Annotated in this window: 4 protein-coding genes; all 4 read right to left on the bottom strand. The window is 48.8% G+C overall.

Annotation, left to right across the window (positions count from 1 at the left end; genetic code table 11):
• Positions 1 to 160 precede the first annotated feature (160 nt).
• Positions 161 to 982, bottom strand: coding sequence for a hypothetical protein (locus WCO51_12035; GenBank protein ID MEI6513982.1), 822 nt, complete (start codon positions 980 to 982; stop codon positions 161 to 163).
• A 2-nt stretch (positions 983 to 984) separates the two neighbouring features.
• Positions 985 to 1,266: a hypothetical protein gene (locus tag WCO51_12030; GenBank protein MEI6513981.1), complete on the bottom strand. Its 282-nt coding sequence runs from the start codon at positions 1,264 to 1,266 to the stop codon at positions 985 to 987.
• 147 nt (positions 1,267 to 1,413) lie between these two features.
• The gene (locus WCO51_12025; GenBank protein MEI6513980.1) at positions 1,414 to 1,818 is read right to left on the bottom strand and encodes a hypothetical protein; all 405 of its coding nucleotides are present in this window, start codon (positions 1,816 to 1,818) and stop codon (positions 1,414 to 1,416) included.
• The coding region (locus WCO51_12020; GenBank protein ID MEI6513979.1) for an AAA family ATPase at positions 1,819 to 2,757 on the bottom strand (939 nt) is incomplete at its 5' end.

Raw genomic sequence — 2,757 nt, 5'->3', positions numbered from 1 at the left:
GGCATTGAAAGCCGCTTCCCCAAAGAAGTTATCAAGCCATAGTTGCTGTTTGGTTGTTAAGTCTCTCTTAATTGCTTTCATCATTCCCCTCCCTGAAGTTATTTAAGAGCTGAGGGAATAGGGTTTGCCTACCCCCTCAACAGGGTCACTCAGCGTCGGACTATCCGTACTGCGCCGCGTATTGTTGCGCAGCGGTTTTCCCCCAAAAATCAGGGTCAACTTTGCGATAGTCCTTATACTCCCTTGGTCTTTGGGTTAAATTAGACCGTGCATCCCCTTGGTAGAGTACATTCGCACCATCGAACTTGATTGCGACGCGTCCATCGTATTCCACGACGAATGCGCCTTTTTGCTCATTTTCGATTTCTTTGCGTGCGCTGTAGAAGTCCGCTTCGATGTTGCCGTAGCCTCTGATTAGTTCGCCCCATTCCTGCCTTGCGAATTGTCGCTCTTCCGGTAGGATAGGGAACTCCGTTTTGGTCACTTCATCAAGCGCGGTATTGATTGTATCGTTACCTAGTCCATTAAGCTCCATCAATGCCGGTAGCTCTTCGTAAAAGGCTTTGAATGCGAGGGTATCTTTGCGCTCGACTGCCTTTACAGCCTGAACAGCAATCGCAAGCAGATCGCCGCCATTCAGCAGGGGAGAGAGACGCTCCCATGTGCGCTGCGTCTGAACTTCGGCCAAAGTCATTTTATCAGTTGGCATGAGCGGTGGAACATCCACCGAGGCCAGCGTTCGAGTTAGATCGTCACGCGCTTTGATTGCTTTGGTTTCAAGAGTGTCCAATTTCGAGTTCAGCAGGTCAACATATTTGGGGATTGCGCCTGCTCGGCCCGTAGCGCTTAGGTCGGCGTTACTGCCGATCGCATTGATCCCGTTTCGGTATTCCACCAGCGCCCTCATAATGGCGCCCGGGATGCCTACAAGGGTTTCCTTGTCTTGGCGAATGTTTTGTTTTATGCTAGTAATGTCAGCCATTTCTATTCCTCCTCGATTCCGTCAGTTACGTCTGGTAAGTTTTCGTCGATTGGGAGTCTCTCCCATTCAGCCGATGTGTTGAGTCGATAATATCCGCCTGTCCCGACAATCACTTCGACAACCTTAATGTTGCGTCTAAAACGCGCTACCTCTACCCACCTGTTCGGCGGTTCAAAGAACTGGCCGGGTCGATAGGTGTAACCGTCGTGTAGATCATCTTGTGAGTCTTTAACGACTTGCCGATATTGCGTTCCTAGTCGTTGCAAAATAACTTCGTCTGGCATTTTCGTACCTCCTTATGTTTTCGTTACTTACTAAGTCTAAGTTGTCAGGTTTACCCTGCCTGAAATCCCCTTCCTGAAGCTAATTCAGGGAGGCCGGTTCGGCCTGGTTAGGGTTTTTCTATAAATCCTACGACCAAAGCTTTTCATTTACTTCCCCCTGTACTGATCAAGCCTATCTTTCCAACCGCGCAATATACTTCGTTGATACTTTAGTCCCTGTTCGATTAGACATCGTTCCATCAACGGCCATAAGGTCATATCGCCACGATGTGCGCGCTTGTAGTATTTCATGTGAGTAGTTAGAGGCTTGCTTGGTGCCACTTCCGATTGAGGCGGCGCCGGCACTAGCTTGTAATTGCGATTACCCCCAACACAGTGAGATAGCCGATACCCGAGCTTTGTCATCACTCGCTCAAGATCATCACCGGCTCCATGACGATGTGACTGGCCACAGAAGGGGCAGCTAATGACTTCCCAGTCGAAACAACCTAACCGATACATCGGCGGTATTAAGCGAACGAATGCTATTGGATCCTCTTGCACGTATGACATCTAGCTCATCACCTCCGGTAATAAATCAAAATCGGGCGACGGCTCTTTAATGCGACTTATTTCGCGCATCGCAGTAGCGTCGCCCGATTCATCCTTGGCTATGGATGTCGGTGCCAAGTCGGTATATCCGTCTTTTAATTTCGTCTCCCGCGTCTCCCTGGGCTGTAAAATAATCCCGGAGACGCATTTTTCAGGTTCAAAAGGGTTATAGTCAAAGCATTCGTCTCCCAAAACTGTATAGCGGTAAGGATTGCCTTTAACACCTTTACCACTGAAGCCGATTTGATGACTTTCACGCAGATTTTTTATGGCTTGCCCGATCGTTGATTTTCTCATCTCAATTTGCTTACAGATGTCATCATCGACCATGGGTTCACTTGATAACGCTACGACTTCTAGGATCCTCTTCTCGGCGTCTTGAAGCTCTTTGTCCGCTAAGTAACCGCCGGAGGTGATAACGTAGGTATCAGGATCCATTTCAAGTACCGTCTCTTTAACGGGTAAGCCGTGCCTGGTTGCATCCGGCACACAAAAACAACGGGTATCACCGCGCTTGTAGATATCGATTTGCGCGTCTACCACGCCGCTAAGACCTTGGCTTCCAAGCGGGTTTTCGGTGCCGGTTCTTTCTAATCCCTTTTTGGCGTGATGTACGAGCATCACATGACAATTAGAGGCTCGAGCTAAATCCATGAAGGGGGTAAGCGCTGCGTACACCTCAGCATAGGCGTTGATGTCCTTAATCCGGGCAAGTTTGATAAGCGGATCAATAACGAGTAGTACCGGCTTTAACTTCTCAAGTTCAATTTTGAGTGTTGGTAAGGCCGCCTCCGGTGCGCTGCCGACGTGAAGGTAAATCGGATCGTTTTTCGTTGCGCCCATAGCAGTGAGTTTTTTTCTTAATAAACCCTTATGCTCTTCAAGCGCCAAGTAAAGTAC

This window comes from bacterium, assembly GCA_037131655.1.
In the GTDB taxonomy this organism is placed as follows: Bacteria; Armatimonadota; Fimbriimonadia; order Fimbriimonadales; family JBAXQP01; genus JBAXQP01.
Note: the sequence above shows the minus strand (reverse complement) of the source record. Positions and strands in the feature narration are given on the sequence as shown.

What these genes read in the sequence shown, in the direction of transcription:
- WCO51_12035 (MEI6513982.1), bottom strand. Translation starts at nt 982, where the DNA reads ATGGCTGACATTACTAGCATAAAACAAAACATTCGCCAAGACAAGGAA.
- WCO51_12030 (MEI6513981.1), bottom strand. Translation starts at nt 1,266, where the DNA reads ATGCCAGACGAAGTTATTTTGCAACGACTAGGAACGCAATATCGGCAA.
- WCO51_12025 (MEI6513980.1), bottom strand. Translation starts at nt 1,818, where the DNA reads ATGTCATACGTGCAAGAGGATCCAATAGCATTCGTTCGCTTAATACCG.